Origin of the sequence: Amycolatopsis kentuckyensis, assembly GCF_002155975.1 — a bacterium.
Lineage (GTDB): Bacteria > Actinomycetota > Actinomycetes > Mycobacteriales > Pseudonocardiaceae > Amycolatopsis > Amycolatopsis kentuckyensis.
In genome coordinates this window covers 1-18,783 of record NZ_MUMI01000217.1, presented here as the reverse complement: position 1 = coordinate 18,783, position 18,783 = coordinate 1, and the positions used below count along the sequence as shown (strand labels likewise).

Genomic DNA, 18,783 nt, shown 5'->3' with positions numbered 1-18,783 from the left:
CGGCGAGCGCGAGCGCGGGCGGCTTGCGCCACAGGATCTCCGGGGTCGGGATCGGCGCCATGGCCATCGCCTCGACCTCGACGTCGGTGCGGGCCTGATCAGCGTCGACCTTCAGGAACACGTCACCGACGCGCAGGGTGGCCCGCTCGCGGTGGGCGACGACGACCTCGACCTCCTCCACGCCGGCATTGTCGCGGGGACGATCACCGACGTCATCTGGTTTATCGCGTCGTCCGCCATGCGCCGAGTGCCGGGATAACCGGTGGACCGGCACGGCCGACCCCCCTAGCCTTCCGTCGAACCGTGTGGCTTTCCGTCCGAAGAGGTGCATTGCATGAATGTCCGGGTAGCCCGGCCGTCGACGGCCGACTCAGTGCTGACCACTGTGAGTCACCCCTTGGACGTGAGGAATCCCCGAAGTGGATCTACCCCGTAGCTTCACCATCCGTGAGAGCAGCCACCGCATCCACAACCCGTTCACCAGCCGGAAACTGGCTGTCCTGGGCGAGGCGCTGAACCCGCCACCCGGCACCCGGGTGCTCGACCTGGCCTGTGGCTCGGGCGAGCTGCTGTGCACCTGGGCCCGCGATCACCGCATCACCGGAACCGGCGTCGACATCAGCACCGCGTTCCTGGCCAAGGCCCGGGCACGAGCGATCGAACTGGAGGTCGCCGGACAGGTCACTTTCACCCACGGCGACGCGTCGGACCACGTGGCCGACGAGCCGGTCGAGATCGGGTGCTGTGTCGGTGCGACCTGGATCGGAGGCGGCGTTGCCGGCACCGTGGACCTGCTTCGCCGCAGCCTGCGCCCCGGCGGCACGATGCTGATCGGCGAGCCGTACTGGCGCAGGGAACCGCCGGACCAGGCCACCGTCGAAGGCTGTCACGCCACCAGTGCGGACGATTTCCGCGTCCTTCCGGAACTGTTGGAACAGTTCGGGCAGCTGGGTTGTGACGTCGTGGAGATGGTCCTGGCCGACCAGGACAGCTGGGACCGCTACGTCGCGGCTCAATGGCTCAACACCCGCCGCTGGCTGGACGCAAATCCCGACGACGAACTGGCCGAGCAGATGCGCGCGGAACTCACCACCGCTCCCGTGCGCCACGCCCGATACCAACGCGAATACCTCGGCTGGGGCGTCTTCGCTCTGATGAACCGCTGACACGAGCGGCGTAGTGAGTCCCGGTGCCTCGGCACCGGGACTCACTCACATCGGCATGAGCGGTCGTCGGTCCTCTGTTGCAGCCGAGCGAGGCCGTGGGTGGATTATTGGGGGCCCGTCAGCCGCAGAACTGTTGGAGGGATTCGATGGCTGTCAGTAGTGAGCAACGTCGTCGAGCTCGTGCCGATCGCGTCGAGGCGCAGTTCTCGTCAGGGGATGTTGAGGCGGTGCTGGATTTGCTGCAGTTGGCGGACATGGCGTGGCACGATTGCTATGGTCCGCGTGAAGTTGAGGTGCCTGAGCTGGTTCTGGAGGATGTGCTGCTGCTGGCCGAGGGTGATCTTGCGAGGTTGATCCGGATCTGTCGAGCGGCTGTTTTGGACTTCCGGGATGTCCGGGTGGCTGCGGGCAGCGAGCGTGCGAAGAGTCGCTGAGAAGCTTCCCGCTGTCCGGTCGAAGGGGTGGCTGCCTACCTTGTCGACGAAGACGCGGATGTCCACAACATCACCGAGGCCGCCGTCCGGGAGGACGCGATGATGGCAGCGTTGAGTTACTGAGAACCGTTGCCCATTTCCTTCAGGGCAGCCTTCAACGGCTTCGTGGGGAGCCGTCCCGGTGGGGTGGCGGCGTGGACCACGTCCGCAGCCTTGACGACCTTTGTCTGGTCGAGCGGGATCCAGTAGTCGCTGACCCAGGTCTTCGCCTCGACGTACCGGCCACTGCCCGACGGCTTGCTCGTGCTGAGCGGCGCGATCTTCACGGCGTCCGAACCGTCGATGCTCAGACCGGTCCGAAGGATGACGACCTTCTTGTGGTTGTGCTTCATGATCATGCCGACGTTCATCGATGCCATCCGGCGAGCCTCCAGGTGGGATGAACCTCGAACCATAGGTTTACACCGGGTAGCTGGCGAGGCCCGAATGGGGGAACCGTGGCCAGCGACAGCGGAGCGTGGCCCATTCGATTCCGGTGGTCACGCTGACATTCACCGGTCAGGTGTGAGTGCCGCCCCGCGCCTCAACGGCCTCGATCGCCGGACACGCTGAGGTCGTGGAACAAACTTGCGGGCGTCTATCGGGCCGACGGCGACGCCGAACATCCGCTCTTCGGCACGAGCGTGCGATCGCCGGACGACCGGTCTGCGGTGGCCCGAGAAGCTCACGCCCGGCGCCTGGCCGAAAGACGAGGCCTGGGCTCCGACTACCCGAAGACGAGCAAGCACGCGCCGACCGTTGTTGCGGCTGCGGTGGCTGCGAACATCAGGCAGATGAGTCCGGCGCCCACGTTGTCGATGATCGCCGCCCACCCTTTCAACGTCGTGGGTTTGCGGAACGCCTTCGCGAGTTCCCACGTGAGCCACCAGAGCCAGATCGCCACCGCCGCCACCAGTGCCAGGGCGGCGCCAGCGAGCCAGTTGTTCCCGTCGAACTTCGCTACCAGGTTGGGCCACGCGCGGCTCGCTCGCGTCAACCCGGCCAGGATGAGCGCCGACAGTATCGACACGGCCACGTCGCGCGCGAACTTCTTCATGCCCTGGTAGTCGGCGAGTGCCCGCGCGGTGTTGCTTGAACGCCGTTCGGGAGCTGCCACGCCAACTCATCGTCTCGTCCGGCCTTGTCGCGCACGTCGTCTGACCAGCGATGTTCGTCGTGCGGCGACGTAACCTGAACGCTTTGGGCGCGCGTTGGCAAAGACGGGGTGTCAGGGCGAAGCGAAACCCGAGGAGCTTCATGGCGTCAGACGCGGAACTGATCGGTAGGTCGCTGCGCGGGGACACCGATGCCTTCGTGGAAGTGATCAGCCGGCACGAGACCGCGCTCGGTAACTACCTGGCGCGCAGAGTGGGGCGGCAGGCCGCCGAGGACGTGCTCGGCGATGTGTGGGTGGCGGCCTACGAGTCCCGTGCGAACTACGACCGTTCGTACCCCGAAGCCAGGCCTTGGTTGTACGGCGTCGCGCTGAACAGGCTGCGCCGGCACTGGCGGTCCGAGCCGGCCGAGGAGCCGGCGGCGGACCTGGCCGGCGTCGCGAGTGACTGGGATCCCTGGCCGGCGGTGGATGCCCGCGTGGACACGCAGGCACTGCTGAGCCGGGCACTGGCTCGGCTCAAACCGGAAGAGCGGGAAGTGCTGGGCCTGGTCGCCTGGGAGGACCTGACCGTCGCCGAGGCCGGGCGGGTGCTCGACATCCCGGCCGGCACCGCCCGCCGCCTGTTGCACCAGGCGCGCAAGGCATTGCGTGAAGCCCCCGAAGTGGTTGCGCTGCTGCAAGTCCCGACAACGTGAAAGACAGCCCATGGATGAAATGGATCTCATGAAGAATCTGCGTGACGTGCCGTCTCCCGGTCCCGAGGCCTATGACCGTGCCCGCACGGCACTGCGGACGGCGATGGGGGAACCCGAGGCCACGGTCGTGCGCCCGAAGCGCTGGTTCTCCTGGCCCAAGGTGGGTGTCGCCGCCGTGGGCGCGGCAGCCGTCGCGGCGGCTGTGGTGCTGGGTACGTCAGGCGGCAGCGTCCCGGCCGTCCCGCCCGCCGCGGCCCCGCAGGCGGTCGAGGCGCCGCTGGTGAAGCTGGCCTCCGCGGTCACGGCGGCCGGCACACAGCCGGGAGACGCATCGCTGATCGTCAACACGAAGTTCGGCCTGGACGGCAAACCGGACCTCAACTACACGCTCTACACCGACAAGGGACAGCAGTTCACGGGCGACTCGGCGAAGACCCTGGTGGCCGCCGTCGCCGAGGGCCGCGGCGAGCCTGCCACGCCGTACGACGGAAAGGTCATGGCGGCGGCCCGTCTCGCTGCGAAGGGCGACGTGGAGAAGGCCAGGATCGCGATGATCACCGCGTCCAACAATGCCCTGGGAGTCGGCCTGAGCCCCGCCGAAGCCGACAAGGCGTGGGCGGACGCCCAAGCGGAGACCGCGGAGATGTTCCGCAAGGTCGGCAAGCCGGTTCCGGCCCCCAAACCGCGTCCGACGGGCAAGGAGCTGGAGAACCTCATCAACAACCACCTGTGGAGCAACGCCGAACACGCGCTGTTCGCCAACGCCGCCGACGCGGAGGTCCGCGCGGGCGTGCTGAAGCTGTACGCGACCATCCCGGACATGATCGTCGGCAAGACCGACGTCGACGGCCAGGCCGCGCTGACCCTCACGGCGCCCCCGGCCATCCTGGGCGGCGGCGCGGACGTCCTCATCATCAACGCCGACAACGGCCTGCCGATCCGTGAGGAGATCACTTCGGCGGAATCGGCCAAGCGCTACGTGGTGAACTACAAGGCCGCCCGCGTGACCCTCGCCGACGTGGCCGCGGGCAAGATCTGATCCTCGTACCGGAATGCCCTGGGAGGGCCGAGATCACCTCGGTCCTCCCAGGATCGTCCTGTCTGTGCGGACGGCGGGAACGAGCCGCTGTGTAGGCTGCGGAAATGGTCGAGATCCGGGGGCAGCTCGGCAACCGCCGATGAGAACTACTGGCCGGAAACGGCGTCGCAAACGCCGAGCGACCCGTTCGATCACGCCGGCGGTCTCGATCCGTTCGAAGCCGCATGTGCCGCCATGTCTTCGATCGCCGTCCGGATTCCGCGGGTGGTGATGGTGGACCGCACCAGGAGTCTGCTCGCGGGCGAGGTGGCTGTGCTGGCCCGCCTCGGTGACATGGTCCGGGCGATGCACGGCAGCCGGCGTGATCGATACGGTCACCCGGGCGACCGTGTCGGCGGCACCGATCCGGTGGCGCAGCTCATGCTGCGCCGCGCGCTGGGCCATGTGGCCGGCCCGTTGCGGCTCCTGGGCGGTGATTTCCCGGATCGGCCGGTGATGCTGGAGATCGTGGACCAGAACATCGGCCGGACCCTGGCGCAGCTGCCCTGAGAGCCCAGGGGAACGCTCCGTCATCGGCATGACCGGTGTCGCCGGACGCGCTGGGTCCGGCGGCTCGCTGTCACCCGGCGGGGTGGCGACCGGTCGGCCGCACACAGAACTCCGTGCCGTCCGGATCCGCGAGGACGACGGTGCCGTCGTCGCGGGCGTCGAGCCGGGTGGCACCGAGGGAGAGCAGCGTGTCGACCGCCGCCCGCTGGTCGCCGTCCGGCGGGAGCAGCTCGAAGCGCTGCCGGTTCGGCGCCGCGGGCGTGCCGTCCCAGGTGTCCCAGGCGAGTTTTGTGCCGCCGTGCGGTGACTGGATCGCGGTCTGCTCGCCCCGGTCCCACACCAGTGGCCAGCCCAGCGCCCCGCTCCAGAACAGGCCGGCCTGCCGGGTGCCGGCGCAGGTGAGCTCGCCCAGCGGGCCGCACCCGGCAAGGTAGTCGTTGCCGGGCTCGATCACGCAGAACTCGTAGCCCGCCGGGTCGGCCAGGACGACGTGCGCCTCCTCGGGTCGCTGCCCGACGTCGACGTGCCGGCCACCGAGCCTGATCGCCGTGGCCACCGTGCGCCGCTGGTCTTCGAGGTCGGCGCTGGTCAGGTGCAGGTGCATCCGGTTCTCGCCGAGCCGGCCGGCGCGGCCCGGTACGAACCGCAGGCCGAGCTGGGCGTCGCCGCCCGGTAGCAGCAGACCGCCGTCGTCCTCGATGCTCTCCCGGCCGAGCAGGCCGGCCCAGAAGCGTGCCGGTTCAGCCGGGTTGGCCGCCTCGAAGGTCACCGCCAGCAGTTGCGAACGCATCACCGGAACGTACCGTGGTGGCCGGCCCTTGCGGCTACTGGCTCAGGCCTTTCCGTTGCCGGCGAAGCTGTCTTCCGCCGCTTCCAGCCGGGGGACCGCGATGCCCAGCCGTCGTGCTTCGGCCAGGGCGTCGCGGCAGACCTCCCGGGGCTCCTCGGCGCCGGGGTCGGCATGACCCTCGAAACTCCTGCGCGCCAACGGGACATGAGCGGTCACCCACGCGAACGCGGGAGCCGTCAGCCACGTCGGCGCGCGGTACCCCAGCGTGCCACTCCGGTGACGGCGCAGGTCGGCACCGCGCGCCTCGAGCACCGGCAGAAGCTCGCGGGCGGCCAGCAGCGCCTCGCGGAAGTCGCCCGTCGCCCCCGGCAGTTCGGACAGCGTTCCCCGCCGCAAGCCCTGTGCGTGCAAGCCGGCGTTCAGCACGAAATGGAGCCACAGCCAGCCGCGGAAATCGCGCTTCTCCCGCAACCGGAACCCGGCCTCGCGAAACACCCGCCGCGCGACTCTCTCGCGTTCGGTCGGGGGCCGGTCGAGCGTGCCGAAGACGACCGCGGGCAGCAGCGTCGCGCGGAGCACGCCGTCTTCGCCGAAGCCGCCACCGGCCAGCGGGAAGCCCCACGCGACCTGATCGACGGGCAGCGCGCCGATCGCGGCCAGTGGCTCGGCCCAGATGTTGCCGAACACCAGCACCGTGGCCTTGCCGGCGCGCGGCGCCAGGAAAGCGGCCGCTTCCGCGAGGCGGTGGTGCGGCACACTCAGCACGATCAGGTCGAAATCGTGGTCCGGCGCCAGCTCCTCGCGGTAGCGCACCGGCCATGACTGGACGACGCGCTGCCCCCACAGCCGCTTTCGCGCGTCGAGCAGATCGAGCTCCACCGCCTCCCCGTAAGCCGACGCGCGGCCCGGCCGGACGTAGAACTCGATGTCGTGACCGGCCCGTTCCAGGGCCCAGCCGTACACCGTGGCGATCACGCCCCGGCCGAACATGAGGATCTTCACGCGCACCTCGTCGGGTATGATGAAACTGGAGGTCATCTCCACTTATGACGCTAGGGAGGTGGGCCCCGCTTGTCAACGCGAGGTGGTGGATGAACGCCGACAAGCCGCTGCGCGCCGACGCCCGGCGCAACCGCGAGGCGGTGCTGGCCAAAGCGCGGGAAACCTTCGACGACGGAAGCTTCTTCGAGCTGCGCTTCGACGATTTCGCCCGGTTGGCCGGAGTGGGGACAGGCACGCTGTACCGCCACTTCCCGACGAGGGAGGCGCTGGCCGAGGCGGTCTACCGCGAGGAGGTCGCGACGTTGTGCGACCGCGCCCGCCGGCTGCGGGCCACGCTGCCCGCGGGGGAGGCCTTGGCGAGCTTCCTGCGTGGCATGGTCGGCTACATCGACACCTACCAGGGCCTGGCCCGGACGCTGGCCACGCTCATGGCGACCGGGGCGGGCGCCCTCGCCGAGGGCAGCCGGGAACTGGAGCAGGCCGTCACCGAACTGGTGGCCGCCGCGGTGGCGGAGGGCTCCATCCGCGACGACGTGAATGCCGGTGCCGTCCTGGTGGCCCTGCACGGCATCGGCGCGGCGCACGACCGTCCCGACTGGCGAGCCGAGGCCGACGGCGTCATCACCCTGGTGCTGGACGGACTGCGCCGGGCACCTTGAGGCGACCAGCGGCGAGTCGGGAATTCGTGGCCTTGTCGAGAGTGCCGCTGACGTAGAGCACGTCGCCCATCCGCAGGTCGTCGTCCTGGATGGGCGGAAGGTCGTTGGCGGCCAGCAGGTCTCGGGTGGTGATGGTGTGCAGTGTCCAGCCGCGGCCGGTCAGATAGGGCGCCGCTTCGTTGCGCTCACCGAAATACCGCAGCCGCGCGTGGTCGAGATCGAAACCGTGCGCGCGCCAGCGTTCGGAGATGCGGTGCAGGCCCTCCTTCGTCCGGTCCTCGTCACCCGGCCGCGGGTTGGGCCTGCTTTCGGTGGCGACCCGGCTGCCCGGGGCGCTGAGTTCGGTGATCGTGTCCAGCAGGCGGTCCTGCGCCTCGGGCGGCAGATAGCCCAACAGCCCTTCGGCGCTCCACGCGGTCGGCCGGGCCGGGACGAACCCGGCGGCGCGCAGTGCGGCGGGCCAGTCGTCGCGCAGATCGACCGCGACCGCGCGCCGGTCGGCGGTGGGCGCGGCGCCCGACTCGGCCAGTGTCCGCGTCTTGAACTCGATGACCTGCGGCTGGTCGACCTCGTACACCACAGTCCCGGCCGGCCAGGGCAGCCGGTACGCGCGGGAATCCAGCCCCGAGGCCAGGATCACGACCTGCCGGATGCCCGCGTTCGTCGCGTCGAGGAAGAAATCGTCGTAGAACCTGGTCCGCACCTTGGCCCCGTCGATCGCCATCCGCCCGACCAGGTCGCCGGGCGGCACTTCACCGCTCGCCAGCCGGGTGAGGAGCTCGACGCCGACCGCCCGCACGAGCGGTTCGGCGAACGGGTCGTCGAGGAGCGAACGATCCTCCCGGGTCGCTATCGCCCGGGCCGCGGCGGCCATGGTGGCCGTTGCGCCGACGCCCGAAGCCAGGTCCCAGGTGTCGCCGTCGTGCCTGGTGGAATTCATGCTCTGCCCGGTCTTTCCCGGGACCGGAGGTCCCGTGGTGGCGTGCTCTGCCCGGCGGACGGTAGCGGGACACTCCGTCCGGCTGGCTAAAGTGAGAGCGGTGACCGCTCGTTTGCCTCGCAACCGGCGTTCCGACGCCCGGGACAACCGCGACCGCATCCTCGAAGCGACCCGCTCGGCGTTCCTCACCGAAGGCTTGGACGTCCCGATCCGCGAGATCGCCCGACGCGCCGAGGTCGGGCCGGCGACCGTCTACCGGCATTTCCCGACCAAGGTGACGCTGGTCGGCGCGGCGTTCACCGACCGGATGCGGGCCTGGCGATCCATCCTGGACGAAGGGCTCGCCGACCCCGACCCCTGGCACGGCTTCTGCGTCGCGGTGGAGAAGCTGTGCGAGCTGCAAGCACGCGACCGCGGCTTCGTCACGGCCTTCAAGTCCGCCTTCCCGAGCGCACTGGATTTCGCCGAGAACCGCGCTTCCTCGCTGACGGCCGCCGCCGAACTGATCCGCCGCGCCAAGAACACCGGCCACCTGCGCCCCGACGTCGTCCTGGAGGACCTCCTCCTCGTGATCATGGCCAACGCCGGCATCCACGCGCGGACACCGGAAGCAGCGATCGCGGCCTCCCGGCGTTTCGCCGCACTCGTGATCCACGCGTTCCAGGCCGCACCGGTGCGCTCGCCGCTGCCGCCGGTGCCGCAACTGAGGCCACCAGGCGTCGGGTGACCGGCGGTCGGTCACCGGCCCTCTGTTGCAGCCGAGCGAGGCTGGGGGTGGATCATTGGGGATCCGTCAGTCGCAGAACTGTTGGAGGGATTCGATGGCTGTCAGTAGTGAGCAACGTCGTCGAGCTCGCGCCCACCGTATCGAGGCGCAGTTCTCGTCAGGGGACGTTGAGGCGGTGCTGGATTTGCTGCAGTTGGCGGACATGGCGTGGCACGATTGCTACGGTCCGCGTGAACTTGAGGTACCTGAGCAGGTTCTGGAGGATGTGCTGCTGCTGGCCGAGGGTGATCTTGCGAGGTTGATCCGGATCTGTCGCGCGGCTGTTTTGGACTTCCGGGATGTCCGGGTGGCTGCGGACAACGAGCGTACGAAGAGTCGCTGAGAAAGCTTCCCGCCGCCTGCTCGGAGGTCGGGTTGCTGCCCGCGTGATCCGCCGGTATCCGCGCTGTCGACGGCATGTGAGCGTGTTTCCAGCAGGTGGGGTTTACTGACGCCGTGCACCGCCGAACGTGCAGAGTCGGTCGTGATCGCGGAAATGGCACCGACCATGAGATCGATCCTGTCGAACTCGACGTTGTCGAGCGCGCAGCCGGTAGGACAATGCGTTGCGACATTCCGTGGACCTGCTCGGAGATCTGGAGAGAACCGGCCGCTGCATCCGCGTCGAGGACTGCGTCTACCTGGATGCCCCCGGCGATGGGGACGTGGTACGCCCATCCGGCGTTCCATCTCGTCAAGTAGGCGTCCCTACTTCGGTCGCTGGTGAGGCTTCAGAGCTGCGATCGCGGTGGGGAACTCACGCCTCGACGGGGTGTGCCGAGGGGGCCGCTTCGACGCGCGCACATCGGCAGGAGCGGACGCCGAGCCGTGCGCGGTCAGCGGCAGGAGAGGGCATGGAATCGTCGGCCGGCCGCTGCGGGGGTTGTGACTCCGAGCGTCGTCTCCGGACGGTCTAGGGTGACTGCGTGACCGAGCCTCAGCCTTCCTCGGCCCGGGTGGCCGACTTCCCGATGTTCCTGATCGAGAATGATCGTGAAGAGGCGGGCCGCGGCGCCCGTGACACGATCGGCGGCCATCCGATCCTGCCGGCCTCGGAGAGCTGGCCGGCGTGCCCTTCGGACAACGAAGCGGTCGGCATCGAGGGCATCCGCGACCAGCTTCCGGAGCGGTACTGGGACGTTCCGCCGGTCTGGGGCGATCCCGGAAGGTTCTGGCGCATCCTGCTGCACCGGGACGGAACGGAGCCGGCCGACGACGTCGAGCAGCACCTGCGGCCGTACCGGCTCTCCCTCCGTCCCGGCACCGAGGAGGTGACGGCCTGGCAACCGGACTACGACCCCGTCGAACGCCGGGTCGGCCGGTCCGAGTTCAAGATCGGCGGCGTCCCCAGCTGGGCGCAGGACCCGGAGTCCTACCGCTGCGCTTGCGGCGCCGAAATGGTGTACCTGTGCCAGGTGCCGATCGATATGGATTTCGAAAAGCAGGCGAACCAGCCTGAGCAGCCCGATTCGTGCAGCTCCGGCTATTACGGGTTGTTTCTCGGAAACGAGGTTTACATCCTCGCGTGCCCGGCGCACTGCCACCCGGCGGCGGCTTGGCCGGTGACGCAGAACTGAGCCGACCGCGGCCGGTGGCATCGGCCCACTGAGGGCGTGGCGGATATCTGGTGAGGGCCGACCGCTCGCGGGCGAAATCCGTTGGCTGCGGCAGATGCCGCCGGCCTACCATCGCAACGAGCCTGCCCAAGGCGCATCTACCCGGTAAGGGTGCGTCCTGCCCGTCGCACGGTGAGGGTGGCTGCCCGTTCGAGCCGGGCCGGGTCCGGGGAACTCACGCCTCGACGGGAGGTGTCGGAGTTTCCACAGCCATCCGCTCTTCGGCATGACAATGCGATCGAGGGGGGGACCCGCGCTCCGCGGGTAGCCCACCTCGATCGCTCACCGCATGGGCGGAGGTCAGGACGCGGCGAGTTGCTGGTTGAGCACGTCGAACCCGGCGTCGAGGCGGATCACCTGGCCGGTTACCGAGCCGAAACCGCCGTCGGTGAGCAGCGAGACGGCGGCGCCGATGTCCTCGGGCTCGAGAAATCGACCGTGAACCGACCGCTGCGCGAAGGATGCGCGCCTGTCGTCGTCGAAACCGGCGGCTGTGGCATCGGTGTTCACCGCGCCGAGCGCGATGGTGTTCACGGTGACGCCGTACTGTCCCGCGTCTGCGGCGACATGCCGGCTGAAGGTGTTCAGCGCTGCCTTCGCCGTGGAGTGCGCGGCGATCATGCCGACCGTGTCGGCGAGGGTGCTGGAGATGTAGACGATCCGTCCGGCACGCTGCTCGCGCATGATCAGAAGGACGCGCTGGGTCAGGTGGTGGGAACCGGCGAGTTCGCCGACCACCTTGCTGGCGAACGCGTCCCACGGCAGTGACGCGAGCGGCTCGAACGGCGGCTGGAGCGTGTTCGCGTTGCACACGAGCACATCCACGCGGCCGTGCTCGGCGCGTACCCGACCGACCAGGGCAGCCACCTGCTCTTCAGCACGAGGACCAGAACTGACTGCTTCGTGCGAACCGTGGAGTGTTGTGCCAAACCCGGTGCGGTGGGCCGGGGGCCACCCAGGTCCCCGCCCGTCCATCGACCGCGGCTCTCTTTCCGTTGCGCCCGTTGAGGGTTCAGTCGCGGATCCGCCACGACTTCGTCTGTGGGTCGTAGGCGATCACCTGGCGCTCGACGCGCTTTTTCCCACGGCGCCGGGCATTGGCGGCGGCGAGATCGAGGTCAGCCAACGCTCGCAACGCTTCGTCCGTGGCCTGGGTGCGGATGTGCAAGGTCAGCGGGACAGCCGGATCCTCGACGACCAGGAGCTGGTCCGGGGCCGGAGAGCGCAGGCGTCTACGGGCGATCCGGCGAAGCAGGTTCCGAACCGCGTCGTAGGTGTCGTCGGCCGCCTTGGTCGCCAGGGCCTTGACGAAGGGGACGACAGCCGCGCTGAGTACGGCCGCACCGGCCACCACCTCCCAAGACGGGACCGGGGCACGCGGCCCTTTCGGTAGGTCATCCGCCTTGGCGAACCAGGCGTCCGCCTCCACGAGACGGCCCTGGCGGAGCAACAGTTCCCCGAGAGGCTCGAATGCTGCCGCCACCCCGGCATCGGCGGCTTGCCGGTACCAGTGCTCGGCCTCGTCCGGCAGGACCTCGGCCAGGCTCATGTTCGCCCAGGCGGCCCCGGCTTCCACTGCCTTCTTGTACTGGTGCAAGGCCTGCTCGACTCGGCCGTGGCGGGCAAGCCAGTCCCCCAGGGCGACCGGCCCGACCGCCGGATCGGCTTCGGCCAGCCGGCGGTACCAGGCTTCGGCTTCAGCGTGGCCATCTTTGTCGTGGAGCCGCGCGATCCGCTGAAGAGCGGCAGCTTCTTCGGCCATCCCGCCCCGCCGGAAGTCGTCGATCAACGCCCCGCTGTCGACGAACCAGCGCAGCGCTTCCTCTCCTTCCCCGGCCCGGGCCAGGCGGCTCGCCTGCGCTTCCAGCTTGGAATAGAACCCGTTGTAGCCGATTTCCGCAGCTTTGCGCAGCCAGGGGCAGGTCTCTTGGCGGGAGCGCTGATGGTCGAGCAGCCACAATCCCAGACGGATGTAGCTGGAGCGTTCTCCCGATTCGGCGGCCTGGCGATAGCATCGCTCGGCGTCCGGTTCACGGCCTTGACGGTCGTAGAAGTCCGCCAGCTCGAGCAGACCCTTCGGGTTCACGCCGGCCGCACGCCGGTACAGCCGTTCGGCTTCGTCCAGCCGGTTCTGCCGGGTCAGCAACCGGCCCAGCTCGCAGAGCGCCTGGAAGTTCTCGGTGTGCAACGCCTTGAGGTACCAGGTTTCGGCTTCTTCCGGCCGGTCGCGTTCGAGCCAGGTCGCCAGCCGCGCCATGGCGGCGTCGTCTCCCGTGGCCGCTGCTCGACGCAGCCACTGCATGCCCTCCGCGCGGCGCTTGTCGATGGCGAGCCTGTTCGCCACCCACATCATCGCCGCGGGCCGGCCGAGCGTCTCCGCGAGGGAGTCGACCGCTTGCTCGCACCGATCACCGTCCACCAGCCGCAGGGCCAGTTCCTCGTGCACCGGGGCTCCCCCCTGCGCGGCCCGGCGGTACCACGAAGCTGCATTCTCGAGGCGGTCGTGCTTGGCGAGCCAGCGAGCCACGCACACCATGGCCTCGATATCGCCCTGTTCGGCGGTCTCACGGCAGCCGGCAGGTTCTTCTCGACGATCAATGTGCCCGAAGTGCGCGTAAGCCACTGGACCTCCAGTAAGCGATCACTTCCCGGCTGCGCCCGGCAGCCGCGCTCCCGGGCATCATCGCACGGCCGGCCGGTGCCCGGATCCGGCTGGGACTGCAAGTTCCGTCCGCTCATCGGCATGACAGGACGTTCGCCGGTGGGAGAGTTGTTGTCATGGCAGCTGAGGTGACGCCGGGGCGTGGGGTCGTGCTGGAGACGGATCGCCTGTTGCTCAGGCCGTGGCGGGTGGCCGAGGCTGTTGTCCAGCGTGAGCTGTGGACCGAACGTGATCCGCGGGTGCCGCCGCACCGCCGGATCGACGCGGATGGGCGCCCCACAGTTGCGGAACTCGAGGATGCGATCCGCGCCGGCCGGCCCTGGTCGACCGGGTTGCCGGCGGTCGAGCGGAAGGCTGCTGGTGATGTCATCGGCTATTGCGGGCTGATCGACGGCGGCCTGGGGTTGGCGGGGGAACCGGAGTTGGCGTTCGAGCTGCTGCGCCGGGTGTGGGGTCGGGGATACGCGACTGAGGCCTCGAAGGCGATCCTGGCCTGGGCGAGATCGTCCGGGTACGTACGTGTGGGGGCCACGGTCTGGGAGTGGAACACCGCTTCTCGTCGTGTTCTGGCCAAGCTCGGGTTCACCGAGACCGGACGGAAAGAAGTGGACGCGGCCCGCGGGACCACCCTGTTCCTCGCGAAACGGCTCTGATGCATCCGGTGTCGTCCCTGCCGCTGTCCCAGGGCTCGGTGAACGCCATTAGTTGCCCGGATGCAACTCGACCCACCACGCATCGTCCTCCGGATCGATCGAACAGGAACAGGGCAACGAACTCGTTGCCCTGTTCTTGCGCAGCCGGTTCGAACGGTGTGGTCAGGAAGAACTGCCGGCTGTCAGCCGTGCGGCCGACATGCTCGGCGTGGTAGGCGTCGAGGGCGCCCGCGAGCAGTTTGCGGAGCGATACTGGGACGTTCCGCCGGTCCGGGCCGACCCCGGCAGGTTCCGGCGCATCTGTTGCACCGAGACGGAACGGAGCCGGCCGACGACGTCGAGCCGCACCTGCGGTCGTACCGGCTCTCCCTCCGTCCCGGCACCGAGGAGGTCACCACCTGGTAACCGGACTACGACCCCCGTCGAACGCCGGGTCGGCCGGTCCGAGTTCAAGATCGGCGGCGTCCCCAGCTGGGCACAGGACCCGGAGTCCTACCGTCGCCGCAATGGTGTTCCTGTGCCAGGTTCCGGTCGACATGGCGTCGAGAAGAACGAGGACCAGCCCGAGCAGCCCGATACGTTCAGCTCCGACCACTACGGGCTGTGCCTGGGCAACGAGGTCTACACCCTCGCCTGCCCGGCACACTGCCACCCGGCGGCGGCTTGGCCGGTGACGCAGAACTGAGCCGATCGCGGCCGGTGGCGCCGAGCACCGAGGGCGCTGGGGACATCCGGTGCGGGCTTGCCGCCGGCGGGTGGACCCTCGTCGCGGCATAAGCGGATGTCGACAGGGGCAAAAAGGGCAAGCTTCGCGCGGGGCGGTTGACGTTCGGGTCGCCTCGCACCAGGCTCCGGGCCGACGAAGGCCCGCCCGCAGCCGGACTACCGGCTGAGTCAGGAGGAATTCCCGTGACGATCGCCCGAATGGTGCACGCTCGGCGACCGAAGGCGAGATGGCTTGCCCCCATGCTGCCGGCGGTTGTGGTCGTGAGCTTGACCGCGTGCGGATCGTCCGTCGTCCGCGGGTCGGCGGGAGCGGCCAAGAGCCCGTCCGCTTCACCCACGAGCGCTTCCCCGCAGACGTCTCAGGCGCAGCCTGCAACGGATGCTGACGCTCTCCGGGCGGCTCTCGGGCGCTGGGTGACTCAGATCTTGGAAGAGCAGTACACGCAGGCGTGCCTTTCCGGCGCTCCCGTGCTGCCCGCCGGCCAAGACGCCGAAACGCTGTGCAAGAGTCCCCGGGCGCTCGCGAGCGCCAAGTCGCTGCGCGAAGCATGGGCGAAGCCGGGCGTCAAGCTGCCGCCGCGAGGAAAAGTCGAGGTGGCCGAGGTGACCACGAAGGGAGACGAGGTGACCGTGCCGGACACTGCGGTCAAGCTCGACGGCCGTACGCTGCACAGCCTCGAACTGATCGGTGCGACCGGGAACACGGGCTCGTTCAGCCTCACCTTCAAGATGAAGAAGCACGAAGGGGCTTGGTATGTCCAAGGCTTCGACCTCAAGCTTTGAGTCCGGGCGGCGGCGCGGTTCGCCGGCCGCTCGAGGTGGTTCCATGGTTCCGGTCGCATCCGAGGAACACTGGGGGCGGCTTCACGGCCGATGCGGTCAGCAGTTGCGCCGAACTCCGCGTGCATCAGGAAGCTCATCAGCTGAGTGACCTGGTTCAGCGCGGTGACCTGGTTCTACCGCAGGCGTCGATGGCTGCGTTCGGACAGCAGGACGTCGCCTTTCTCCTGGAGCATCGTCCGCTCGTCGGCAGAAGCGGACATTCGCGTGGCAGGTGCTCGGCCACGCCGCAACTCACCCAACCGCCCGGCCGCGTCCCGGTCACCGGCAGCAGCCCCGACCCCCGTGAGCTGCCCGCTCCGCGACGGTTGTGGACCGACTCGGAATGGGAGCGGATCAAGCTGGGACTGCAGGAGATCACCACGGCCCGGACGCGACGATCGGTCAGAACTGCACAGCGCCTTCCTCGAACTGCTGATCACCGGCCACCTCCTGCACTCTCCCGACAATGACCTGTGGGCCAGATTCACCACCCTGGGCGGAATCCGCGCGCTCTTCGGTTCCTGACCGAGTGCTGTACACGGCTGGGGAGTTGACCCGCGGGATGCTGGTCATGTCGTTCCGCCGGACGAGCCGGACGAGCCGGACGAGCCGGGCGAGCCGGGCGAGTAGTCGTCGCGGCTCGGCGGCGGGCTTTGCGCAGCGGACCAACCGAGCGCCCGGCCGGTTCAGTACAGGTCCAGCAGGACGAGCGTGCTCTCCTCCACGGTGGCGTGCCCGGTTTCGACGAGGTCGGCGGTGCGGCTGAGGAACGCCGTGAGGGAAGGCGCTTTCGGTTCGCCGAGGTCCGGCACGTTGGCGCGGAAGGCGACCTGGCCCGGGGTGCCGTGGTCGCCGGGGTCGAGGTCCAGGAAGTAGCAGTCGCCTTCGAAGGCTAGGACGGGCAGCCAGGATGGCGACCACACCGTCCAGCGGTAGTGCGCGGGCTGCTCGACCGGGGTGGCCAGGTCGCCGACGGCCTCGGTCAGCATGCGGTGCATCCCGATCATCTCGTCGATGGTCAGGAAGTGGTGAAAGTTGAGCGGGCCGTACAGCTGGTCCGGGTCGTCCTGGCCGGCCGATGTGCGGAGCAGTGTGCAGAGTTCGTCCGGGAGGGTGAGGCCGGTTTCGGTGGCCAGCCGGGCGAGGTCGTGGTCGGTCGCGCCCGGCAGGAAGGGGGCGGTTCCGGGGAGCAGGCGCTCGATGAGGGTGCGCAACCGCGTGAACTCGCGAGCGGTGTGGCTCATGGCGGCCAGTCTGCCCGCCCGGGTGTTCCTTCTGGTGGCCGGCGCGGCAGTGCGGTACAACCGGAAGCGTGGCCGAGCGCGTCCGGCGTCCTGACCCGCACGTTTCCGTCGAGCGTGACGTGCTGGTGCGGTATCTCGACGCCTGGACGGCGACCGTGCTGCGGTCGCCGAAGGGCGGGACCTACATCGAATGCGGGGACTTCGCCGCCGAGGCCTTCCGGGTCTTCGGGGAGTTCGCCGACCGGCTGGACGCGCACCACCTGGAGGCCGTTCTCGTCGGCCGGGCCTCGCCGGGTGGGGCTCCGGCGGGGCTGGTCGTCCGGACGGTCGGCGATCTGCGGGACGTCGACGTGCGCGGGCCGATGCTGGCCCACCTCTCCGGTCCCTGGCCGACGTCCCTCGTGCGGGGCAAGGCGCACGAGGTCCTGGTGGCGGCCGAGGCGGGCGCGGACCACCGGGAGCGGCTGGAGGCGGCCGGGCTCGGGTGCGCCGTGGCCGTGGACCTGGTGGCGGAGGACGGAACCGCGAAAGCACTCGTGTTCGCTACAGCCGACAGCCGGCACCTCGCGACCTTCAAGAACGAACTGTGGGCCGCGGACGAGTTCGCCGGCATCCGGTACCGCGACCCGCGGGACGCCGAGGGCACGCTCGTCGACATCTCGCTCACCCCGCAGCTGCTGCCGCTGCGGCGGGCCCTGCTGGCGGAACTGGACCGGAGCGGCCCCGCCACCCTCGCCGACCTCCAGCACTTCACGCTGCTGGAAACGATCTACCGGGCCGAGGACGCCGTCGGTGCGCTGACCGCCGCCGTCGCCGCGGGGCAGGTTGCGCGGGCACCGGAGAAAGGCCGGCTCAACTCCCGCACGGTCCTGCGCGCTAGCCGGTCGTGACCGCGGCCGGCGCGAGCGTCGGGCGGAGGGCGGTGACCACCGCCGTCGTGACCACCAGGTGCATGAGCATCAAGCCGAAGACGTTGGCCGCCGTGGCGCCCGCCGTGAACAGCAGCAGGTCCGGGACCCAGGTCAGGACGAGGACCGCCGGGACGACCACGCGCAGGGCCTTCGGTGCCGTGCGCGCGATCACGAACCAGCCGACGGTGCCCAGCAGCAGCCCGGCGACGGTCGCGGGCAGGTAGGACGCGGGGGACAGGCCCGTCGCGATCCCGCCGTCGTCGAGCGCCAGTGCGCCGAGCGCGATGACCGTGTTCGCCGCGGCGGCCGCCAGGAGGGCGAAGCCGAGGCGGAGAACGGTCGTCGAGGTCGGTCGAAGAGTGGTCGTCATCGCTCCTCCTTGGGTTTAACGCGCAACTCAAACGGTAGGTTGGGTTGCGTGTTAAAGTCAAGGCGTGCGTGAGGAGGAGCCGGTCCGCTGGCTGGACGACGACGAACGGCGGGCGTGGATCAACCTGGCGAAGGTCCTGCTCACGCTGCCGGGCGCGCTGGAAAGCCAGCTGCTGCGGGACGCCGACCTGACGCTGCTGGGCTACATGATCCTGGCCCGGCTGTCGGCGGTGCCGGGGGAAAGCCTGCGGATGAGCGAAATCGCGGAGATGGCCAACGGGTCGCTGCCGCGGATTTCGCACGCCGTCGCGCGCCTGGAAAACCGGGGGTGGGTGACGCGCGAGGTCTGCACCGGGCAGGGCCGCCGGTTCACCACCGCGACGCTGACCGCGGCCGGGCGCGCGCACCTGGCGGCCTCGGCGCCCGGGCACGTCGCCACCGTCCGCCGGCTGGTGACGGATCCGCTCGGCGAGGACTTCGTGCGGCTCGGCGACGCCGTGCGGCGGATCGTGGAAACCCTGGGCCTGCCCACGGAAATCCTCGAACCCGAGTAGGGCGCCCGCCGCGATGGGCTGCCGCCGCAC

At 69.5% G+C, this 18,783-nt stretch carries 23 protein-coding genes and 1 pseudogene; 14 read left to right on the top strand and 10 right to left on the bottom strand.

The window, feature by feature from the left end; genetic code table 11:
- Positions 1-181, bottom strand: a pseudogene (locus tag CCN39_RS21560) (aminoglycoside phosphotransferase family protein); the annotation flags it as partial.
- 238 nt (positions 182-419) lie between these two features.
- Here CCN39_RS21560 and CCN39_RS21555 point away from each other — a divergent pair.
- Together CCN39_RS21555 and CCN39_RS21550 are read left to right on the top strand one after the other, a co-directional pair.
- Entirely contained in the window at positions 420-1,166 is a 747-nt protein-coding gene (locus CCN39_RS21555) for an SAM-dependent methyltransferase (RefSeq protein WP_086844689.1), read from the top strand.
- Positions 1,167-1,312: 146 nt separating this feature from the next.
- Positions 1,313-1,600, top strand: coding sequence for a hypothetical protein (locus CCN39_RS21550; RefSeq protein ID WP_143264107.1), 288 nt, complete (start codon positions 1,313-1,315; stop codon positions 1,598-1,600).
- 116 nt (positions 1,601-1,716) lie between these two features.
- Here the strand turns inward: CCN39_RS21550 and CCN39_RS21545 are convergent, their stop codons facing one another.
- The gene (locus tag CCN39_RS21545) at positions 1,717-2,019 is read right to left on the bottom strand and encodes a hypothetical protein (RefSeq protein WP_086844685.1); all 303 of its coding nucleotides are present in this window, start codon (positions 2,017-2,019) and stop codon (positions 1,717-1,719) included.
- A 347-nt stretch (positions 2,020-2,366) separates the two neighbouring features.
- Positions 2,367-2,756, bottom strand: a complete 390-nt coding sequence (locus tag CCN39_RS21540; RefSeq protein ID WP_143264106.1) for a hypothetical protein — start codon at positions 2,754-2,756, stop codon at positions 2,367-2,369.
- A 140-nt stretch (positions 2,757-2,896) separates the two neighbouring features.
- Between CCN39_RS21540 and CCN39_RS21535 the strand changes: the two genes are divergently transcribed.
- The 3 genes from CCN39_RS21535 to CCN39_RS21525 all read left to right on the top strand — a co-directional run bounded on the left by CCN39_RS21535 (position 2,897) and on the right by CCN39_RS21525 (position 5,039).
- Positions 2,897-3,451: an RNA polymerase sigma factor gene (locus CCN39_RS21535; protein ID WP_086844681.1), complete on the top strand. Its 555-nt coding sequence runs from the start codon at positions 2,897-2,899 to the stop codon at positions 3,449-3,451.
- A 28-nt stretch (positions 3,452-3,479) separates the two neighbouring features.
- Positions 3,480-4,490 (top strand): hypothetical protein, encoded by a 1,011-nt coding sequence (locus CCN39_RS21530; protein ID WP_244210922.1) that lies wholly within the window; start codon positions 3,480-3,482, stop codon positions 4,488-4,490.
- A 234-nt stretch (positions 4,491-4,724) separates the two neighbouring features.
- Positions 4,725-5,039 (top strand): hypothetical protein, encoded by a 315-nt coding sequence (locus CCN39_RS21525; protein WP_244210921.1) that lies wholly within the window; start codon positions 4,725-4,727, stop codon positions 5,037-5,039.
- Positions 5,040-5,109: 70 nt separating this feature from the next.
- On the opposite strand, the gene CCN39_RS21520 is transcribed toward CCN39_RS21525, so the two are convergent.
- Positions 5,110-5,829 (bottom strand): VOC family protein, encoded by a 720-nt coding sequence (locus CCN39_RS21520; protein ID WP_208630294.1) that lies wholly within the window; start codon positions 5,827-5,829, stop codon positions 5,110-5,112.
- 42 nt (positions 5,830-5,871) lie between these two features.
- Positions 5,872-6,831, bottom strand: coding sequence for a ketopantoate reductase family protein (locus CCN39_RS21515; protein ID WP_086844676.1), 960 nt, complete (start codon positions 6,829-6,831; stop codon positions 5,872-5,874).
- Positions 6,832-6,920: 89 nt separating this feature from the next.
- On the opposite strand from CCN39_RS21515, the gene CCN39_RS21510 reads away from it, so the two are divergent.
- Complete coding sequence (locus tag CCN39_RS21510; protein ID WP_086844674.1) at positions 6,921-7,490, top strand: TetR/AcrR family transcriptional regulator; 570 nt, start codon at positions 6,921-6,923, stop codon at positions 7,488-7,490.
- Here CCN39_RS21510 and CCN39_RS21505 read toward each other — a convergent pair.
- The gene (locus CCN39_RS21505) at positions 7,453-8,430 is read right to left on the bottom strand and encodes an SAM-dependent methyltransferase (RefSeq protein WP_086844672.1); all 978 of its coding nucleotides are present in this window, start codon (positions 8,428-8,430) and stop codon (positions 7,453-7,455) included. The two genes, CCN39_RS21510 and CCN39_RS21505, sit on opposite strands and share 38 nt — an antisense overlap.
- Positions 8,431-8,530: 100 nt before the next feature.
- On the opposite strand from CCN39_RS21505, the gene CCN39_RS21500 reads away from it, so the two are divergent.
- The 3 genes from CCN39_RS21500 (at position 8,531) to CCN39_RS21490 (ending at position 10,773) form a co-directional block, all read left to right on the top strand.
- Positions 8,531-9,157 (top strand): TetR/AcrR family transcriptional regulator, encoded by a 627-nt coding sequence (locus tag CCN39_RS21500; protein WP_208630293.1) that lies wholly within the window; start codon positions 8,531-8,533, stop codon positions 9,155-9,157.
- Positions 9,158-9,332: 175 nt separating this feature from the next.
- Positions 9,333-9,539, top strand: a complete 207-nt coding sequence (locus CCN39_RS21495) for a hypothetical protein (RefSeq protein ID WP_086844668.1) — start codon at positions 9,333-9,335, stop codon at positions 9,537-9,539.
- Between the two features lie 613 nt (positions 9,540-10,152).
- Positions 10,153-10,773, top strand: a complete 621-nt coding sequence (locus tag CCN39_RS21490) for a hypothetical protein (RefSeq protein WP_244210920.1) — start codon at positions 10,153-10,155, stop codon at positions 10,771-10,773.
- 339 nt (positions 10,774-11,112) lie between these two features.
- On the opposite strand, the gene CCN39_RS21485 is transcribed toward CCN39_RS21490, so the two are convergent.
- Positions 11,113-11,679, bottom strand: a complete 567-nt coding sequence (locus tag CCN39_RS21485) for an SDR family oxidoreductase (RefSeq protein ID WP_244210918.1) — start codon at positions 11,677-11,679, stop codon at positions 11,113-11,115.
- 145 nt (positions 11,680-11,824) lie between these two features.
- The gene (locus tag CCN39_RS21480; protein WP_143264105.1) at positions 11,825-13,435 is read right to left on the bottom strand and encodes a tetratricopeptide repeat protein; all 1,611 of its coding nucleotides are present in this window, start codon (positions 13,433-13,435) and stop codon (positions 11,825-11,827) included.
- A gap of 155 nt (positions 13,436-13,590) precedes the next feature.
- Here CCN39_RS21480 and CCN39_RS21475 point away from each other — a divergent pair, with 155 nt between their 5' ends.
- From CCN39_RS21475 to CCN39_RS21465, 3 genes are all read left to right on the top strand, one after another.
- Positions 13,591-14,127 (top strand): GNAT family N-acetyltransferase, encoded by a 537-nt coding sequence (locus CCN39_RS21475; protein ID WP_086844660.1) that lies wholly within the window; start codon positions 13,591-13,593, stop codon positions 14,125-14,127.
- 517 nt (positions 14,128-14,644) lie between these two features.
- On the top strand, positions 14,645-14,812 hold the full coding sequence (locus CCN39_RS50215) for a hypothetical protein (protein WP_158104535.1): 168 nt from the start codon (positions 14,645-14,647) through the stop codon (positions 14,810-14,812).
- Between the two features lie 467 nt (positions 14,813-15,279).
- Positions 15,280-15,636, top strand: a complete 357-nt coding sequence (locus CCN39_RS21465) for a hypothetical protein (RefSeq protein ID WP_244210916.1) — start codon at positions 15,280-15,282, stop codon at positions 15,634-15,636.
- Positions 15,637-16,361: 725 nt separating this feature from the next.
- Here CCN39_RS21465 and CCN39_RS21460 read toward each other — a convergent pair.
- A complete protein-coding gene (locus CCN39_RS21460; RefSeq protein WP_086844658.1) occupies positions 16,362-16,919 on the bottom strand; it encodes an SMI1/KNR4 family protein in 558 nt (185 codons plus the stop codon).
- Between the two features lie 68 nt (positions 16,920-16,987).
- Between CCN39_RS21460 and CCN39_RS21455 the strand changes: the two genes are divergently transcribed.
- Positions 16,988-17,809, top strand: coding sequence for a hypothetical protein (locus CCN39_RS21455; RefSeq protein WP_086844656.1), 822 nt, complete (start codon positions 16,988-16,990; stop codon positions 17,807-17,809).
- Here the strand turns inward: CCN39_RS21455 and CCN39_RS21450 are convergent.
- Positions 17,796-18,200 (bottom strand): DUF6069 family protein, encoded by a 405-nt coding sequence (locus CCN39_RS21450; RefSeq protein ID WP_086844654.1) that lies wholly within the window; start codon positions 18,198-18,200, stop codon positions 17,796-17,798. The two genes, CCN39_RS21455 and CCN39_RS21450, sit on opposite strands and share 14 nt — an antisense overlap.
- Before the next feature lie 64 nt (positions 18,201-18,264).
- On the opposite strand from CCN39_RS21450, the gene CCN39_RS21445 reads away from it, so the two are divergent.
- Complete coding sequence (locus CCN39_RS21445; RefSeq protein WP_086844652.1) at positions 18,265-18,753, top strand: MarR family winged helix-turn-helix transcriptional regulator; 489 nt, start codon at positions 18,265-18,267, stop codon at positions 18,751-18,753.
- The last annotated feature ends 30 nt before the right edge of the window (positions 18,754-18,783 follow it).